4 protein-coding genes and 1 pseudogene are annotated in these 5,227 nt (G+C 72.9%); 3 read left to right on the top strand and 2 right to left on the bottom strand.

Features of this window, described 5'->3' with window-relative positions; translation table 11 throughout:
• Window positions 1–106 precede the first annotated feature (106 nt).
• Together FB454_RS34595 and FB454_RS35720 are read left to right on the top strand one after the other, a co-directional pair.
• Entirely contained in the window at window positions 107–1,102 is a 996-nt protein-coding gene (locus FB454_RS34595; protein ID WP_145824272.1) for an alpha/beta hydrolase-fold protein, read from the top strand.
• 153 nt (window positions 1,103–1,255) lie between these two features.
• A pseudogene (locus FB454_RS35720) lies at window positions 1,256–1,333 on the top strand (type B 50S ribosomal protein L31); the annotation flags it as partial.
• Between the two features lie 155 nt (window positions 1,334–1,488).
• Here FB454_RS35720 and FB454_RS34585 read toward each other — a convergent pair.
• On the bottom strand, window positions 1,489–2,136 hold the full coding sequence (locus FB454_RS34585; RefSeq protein WP_030275359.1) for a response regulator: 648 nt from the start codon (window positions 2,134–2,136) through the stop codon (window positions 1,489–1,491).
• Window positions 2,137–2,145: 9 nt separating this feature from the next.
• The gene (locus tag FB454_RS34580; RefSeq protein ID WP_041784246.1) at window positions 2,146–3,417 is read right to left on the bottom strand and encodes a sensor histidine kinase; all 1,272 of its coding nucleotides are present in this window, start codon (window positions 3,415–3,417) and stop codon (window positions 2,146–2,148) included.
• A 141-nt stretch (window positions 3,418–3,558) separates the two neighbouring features.
• Here FB454_RS34580 and FB454_RS34575 point away from each other — a divergent pair, with 141 nt between their 5' ends.
• Complete coding sequence (locus tag FB454_RS34575) at window positions 3,559–4,353, top strand: hypothetical protein (RefSeq protein ID WP_013476112.1); 795 nt, start codon at window positions 3,559–3,561, stop codon at window positions 4,351–4,353.
• Window positions 4,354–5,227 lie beyond the last annotated feature (874 nt).

Here is a 5,227-nt window from a genome sequence, read left to right as displayed (position 1 = left end):
CATCTACGTCGCACTCTCCACCGGCACCACATTCGCCCCCTCCACCAAATGGCACGACTACTTCGGCCTCACCAGCGAAACCACACTCTGAGCCCCAGGAGGAACCATGCCGCACGCCCGGAACATCTCCCCCACCGTGAGCCGCCGGCGGCTGCTCACCGGCGCCGCCGCGGTCGCGGCGACCGGCGCCCTCGCCGGCGCCTTCACCGCGCCGTCCGCGGCCAGTGCCGCCGTCAACGGGTACGGCCTGCGCATCGTCGACCGCAACGAGAACGGCGGCCGGTTGCAGTACTACCGTTTCGCCACCGACGCGATCGAGTGGGATCCGGCGGTGAACGTGCTGCTGCCCGACGGCTACCACACCAGCCGCAAGCGTTACCCGGTGTTGTATCTGCTGCACGGCGGCAACGCGGACTTCCGCACGTTCCACCTCCAGGACAACATCATCAACCTCACCGCGGGCCGCGAGATCATCGTCGTCATGCCGGACGCCTCCACTGGCTGGTACAGCAACCCGGTCAGCACCAATGTCGGGCCGCGCAACTGGGAGACGTTCCACATCGCCCAGTTGCTCCCCTGGATCGAGGCCAACTTCCGCACATTCCCCGAGTACAACGGCCGCGCCGTGGCTGGCTTCTCGATGGGCGGCTTCGGGGCCCTCAAGTACACGGCGAAGTACTACGGCCACTTCTGCTCGGTCAGCTCCCACTCCGGGCCGGCCAGCCTGCGCCGCGACTTCGGCCTGGTCGTGCACTGGGCGAACATCACCTCGGCCGCGCTCGACCTCGGCGGCGGCACCGTGTACGGCGCGCCCCTGTGGGACGAGGCACGGGTCAGCGCGGACAACCCGATGGAGCGCATCGAGAGCTACCGCAACAAGCGGATCTTCCTGGCGGCCGGCACGTCACCCGACCCGGTCAACTGGTTCGACTCGGTCAACGAGGGTCAGGTACTGGCGGGCCAGCGCGAGTTCCGGGGAGCGCTCAGCCGGGCTGGCATCCCGCACGAGTGGCGCGAGGTGCCGGGCGGCCACTACTTCCGCCACGAACTGTTCGTCCAGGACCTCGCCGGCATGCTCGGCCGGCTGCGCCACGCCGGCTGACCCACCGGATCTGCGACGCGTGGCAGGCCGCCACCAATCCGGCGACGGCCTGCCACGCCCGGTCGGCGGACCGCACGCCGCGCGTCCAAGGGGGCTCAGCCCGATCATGAAGTCATCCTCCGCCACCGCGCCGAGGCTACCGACCGCTCAACACGCCTTCTCGACACGGCGGGCCGGGTCGAGAAGTTCCGCGCCAAGTACGCCCGTCGCGAGCCCCGGGAGCCGCGCTGACCGAGGCGCGCATGCTGCTGCGCGCCGGGTACGCGATGCGCGGCGTCCGTCCGTCCACGACGAGGTTGCTGGTCGAGATCGTGGAGAGGTATCCCCGCCCCTGGTACGTGGTCGCGGCTGACGCGACGCCGGCTGGATACTGCCCAGGTGCGGGCTCAGCGGCCGGGACCACCCAGGTCGAGCCGGTCCTCGCGCACCCGGTCGGCCAACTCCAACTTCGTCCGGGTCGGGCGGCCCACCTCGGCATACTTGCGTTTGACCCGTTCCAGATACTCGCGCGCGGTCCCGTAGGCCACGCCCGCGCGGCGCGCGGCGGCCGCCAGGGTGGCCCCGGAGGCGTACGCGGTGAGCACCGCGCGCTCCTGCGGGGACAGCCGCGGCCGGTCGGCGCGGGCGTCGCGGCTGAGTACGAACGCGAGTTCCGGACTGATCGCCGACCCGCCGGACGCCACCTCGCGGATCGCCTCCACCAGCACGTCCAGGGGATGGCTCTTGGTGAGGTAGCCGGCCGCCCCGGCACCGATCGTGGCCAGCACGCCGTCGGCGTCGGGGACCGCCGAGACGACCAGCACCCGCCCGCCGCCGGCCCGGACACGCGCCACGTTGTCCGCCGGGTCGGATCCGTCGCGCAGGTTGAGATCGAGCAGGACCACCCGGGGCGCGTCCGCACCGCCGAGTCCGTCGAGATAGCCGTCGACCGTGGCGGCGACCTGCACCAGGCGGACGTCCTCGACCGGTGCCAGCCAGGTACGCAGCCCGTCGAGCAGCATCCGGTCGTCGTCGATCGCGGCGACAGTGATCATCCGGCCCTCTCACCCAGCCGCCGACGTCCACGCGCCGGGCGGCCAGCTCATCTCGACGGTGGTGCCCTGACCTGCTCCGCTGTCCACCAGCACCTCGCCGCCGGCCTCACCGATCCGCGCGCGCACCGACCGGGACAACCCTAGCCCTGGCCGGATCCGGTCCGGGTCGAAGCCGCGCCCGCGGTCCGCCACCGTGACCCGCAGCCTCGCCGGGTCCGGGTCGTCCGTCCCCGCCGCCGGGCCGGCCACCGTCACCAAGGCGGTCGAGGTGCCGCTGTGCCGGATCACGTTGTTGAGCGCCTCCCGGACCGCGCCGGTGAGCGCTCGCACCACGGCCGGCGGCACGTCCGGCGGGACGTCGGTGACCCGCAGGTGCACCCGCAGGCCGGTCGGCGCCAACTCCCGGATGACCGTGGTGAGCTCGCCGACCAGCCGCATCCCGACCGCGGAACCGGCGGACGCGATCAGGCCACGCAGATGGTCGGCGTCAGCGGCGAGTCGACGCCGCACCACCGGATCACCGGTGTCGACCGCGCCACGGGCGACCGCGTCCAGCGTGGACAGCACGGTGTCGTGCAACATGCGGTGCTGCTGTGCCACCTCCGAGGCGTAGGCGGCGTGCGCCGCGATCCGCTGCCCCGCCTCGGCCAACGCCGCCTCCGCCTTCACCGCCCGTACGGTCGCCCGGTCGGCGCGCAGTGCGGCCTGCCGCAGGGCACCGACCACCAGGCCGGCGGCCGCCGGCACACCCACCAGTGCCAGCAGGTTCCCCGCCGCCCCGGACAGCGCCGCCGGCCCCAGGGAGACCGTGGCGTGCACCCCGAGCAGGTAGCCGACCGCCAGCGCGGCGTACCAGGCGAGGGCCTGACGACGCGACAGTGCCAGCGCGACGGTCAGGCCCGCGCCGATCGCGGCCGGCAGGGCCGGATGGCTGAACCCGGTGCCGTGGCCCGGCCGGGTGAGCAGGCCGCCGGCCACGAGGGCGACCAGCGCCACCGTCGCGTCCAGCCCGGCGACCCCCCGGCCCACCGCGCCCTGTCCGTGGACCCACACCAGCACGCCGACCACCGCGAGAGTCTGGACCGCGTACACCGTCACCGCCGCCGGCACCGACCGCAGTCCGGCCGTGCCGCCGGTGAGGACCGCGACCGGCCAGGCGGCGACCTGGCAGATCCGCACCACGACGAACAGCCCGATCAGGCCGGTGGTCAGCGGAATCGCCGGGGAAGGGCCGGGACCGGAGCGGGAAGCGGGCGGAGCGACGGCGGCCGTGGCAGTCATGGCACTCAGCATGCCGGACCGGGCCGGACCGCTGTCGGCAGGACTGCCGACAGCAGTTCGTCCGTCGTGCGGGGGTGCGACCGCACCAGGCATGATCGGGACGGCTCCACCGAATCCTGGTACGACCGGAAGGACAGGCAGATGAGATGTCTCCAGCGGAAGCTACCCGCGCTGGCCGGGATCGCGCTGCTGATCGCGGCGCCCGGTTGCGGCAACCCGGCCGTGCCGGTGAGCGGACCGGACAGCGCCACCCCCACGAGCACGGCTGCCCCGGCGAGCCTGCCGGGCAGCGACCAGGGCGACCGGGTCGAGGTGGACGGCCGGACTGTCGCCGGGGTGGCACCGGGGCTCGGGTTCCCCGCCGGCAGCAAGGTCGACACCGCGTTCGGCGACCCTGGCTCGGCCACGGTGATCCTCACCGCTCCTCCGCCCGAGCAGGTGCTCGCCCACTACCGCCAGGCGGGCCCGCCGGCCGGATACCCGGTGGGCACCGACACCGGTCAGACTCTGCACCTCGACGGACGCGGGTGGACCGTCGAGGTCATCGCCACCTCGCGCGACACCACAGTCACGTTCGCCCGCAACCGGCCGGCCGAGCAGTCGACCGCGCCGCCACAGGCGGAGGAGCCGGCGCTGACCGGCCGGGATCTGGGCGTGACGAACCTGCCGTTCAACTTCCGGTTCCCGCCGGGCAGCCAGGTGCGCGACCTCTCCGACACCGCCGCCGGCGCCCGGCTCACCCTGGTCGAGCCCGACCCTCAGCGGGTACTCGCGTTCTACCGCACCGCCCTGCCCCAGGGATTCTTCGACGTCACGGGCGACCGCACGACCGGCGGGACCACCATCATCACGTTCGAGAAGGACGACGGTGAGTGGACCGGCACCATCGAGGCTACGGACGACCGGGTCACCGTCAGCACGGTCCATCGTCGATAGGACGACCCTTCCGGCGGCCGGCACGTTCCCGTCCGACGGGCTTCGACGACGAACCGGGGCGGTGAAGGGCAACCGTCGGTGGCGTCAGCTGCGGGGGCCCGGACCGGCCACCTGCGTACCCTGGTCGCGCCGTACCCATCTGGCATCCTTCCGGGACACCCTGCGATCGACGAGCGCCAGCACCGTTGCGGGCCGGGCGAGGGCGAGGGCGGTTGGTCGAGCCGATGCTCATGCTCTGGCCTGCGAACGATGGCGTCGCCAGACGGCAACAACCCCCCGATGTGAGCCCGATCATCGATGCACGAGCACCCTATCCGACTGGGGAGTCGAGGAGAACTGGAGCGCTCCGGGTACGCGCTGCCCTCGAACCGGCGGCGTTCGCCACCGGTCTGGGTGTCGTGACCGCACCGCACGGCCGGCGCGTCCCGGCCGGACGGGGCAGGTCCGGCCGGGGGTCACCACGGGTTCGCCGGCGCCACCAGCAGCAGGCCGGTCGCGGGCAGCCCGGTGGTACCGCCCGTGGTACGGCCCGCCGTTGTCGCGCCGGCCTGCCGGGGCCGGTTGGCCTCACCCGGCTCGACGGCGTGCCCACGCTCGTGGTCTTCTGATCGTCCGCGGCCGTGGGCCGCTCTGCCTGCTCGGCTCCCCGCTCGCGCCTGTCCAACGTGTGTCATGCCGACTCGACTGTGAGGATGATCGGGTGCTGCCCGGTGCTCGGGTCTGACTCGCGTTACGGCCGGCCTTCAGTGCCTTGAGTTTGATCTGTCGGCTCGAGTCCCGGGGGGTGTCCCTATGGGTTCGTCAAGCGGCGATCGGCGTCGTGGGGCGGGGTTGGTAGGGGATCTTGTCGCGGAGCATGGCGTATAGGACGTCG

The sequence above is a fragment of the Micromonospora sp. CNZ297 genome, from assembly GCF_007827625.1.
The sequence above is the reverse complement of the archived record's forward strand: the minus strand, read 5'-3'. Positions and strand labels throughout refer to the sequence as shown.

Coding starts and splice junctions, on each gene's coding strand:
- FB454_RS34595 (WP_145824272.1), top strand. CDS start 107: ATGCCGCACGCCCGGAACATCTCCCCCACCGTGAGCCGCCGGCGGCTG.
- FB454_RS34585 (WP_030275359.1), bottom strand. CDS start 2,136: ATGATCACTGTCGCCGCGATCGACGACGACCGGATGCTGCTCGACGGG.
- FB454_RS34580 (WP_041784246.1), bottom strand. CDS start 3,417: ATGACTGCCACGGCCGCCGTCGCTCCGCCCGCTTCCCGCTCCGGTCCC.
- FB454_RS34575 (WP_013476112.1), top strand. CDS start 3,559: ATGAGATGTCTCCAGCGGAAGCTACCCGCGCTGGCCGGGATCGCGCTG.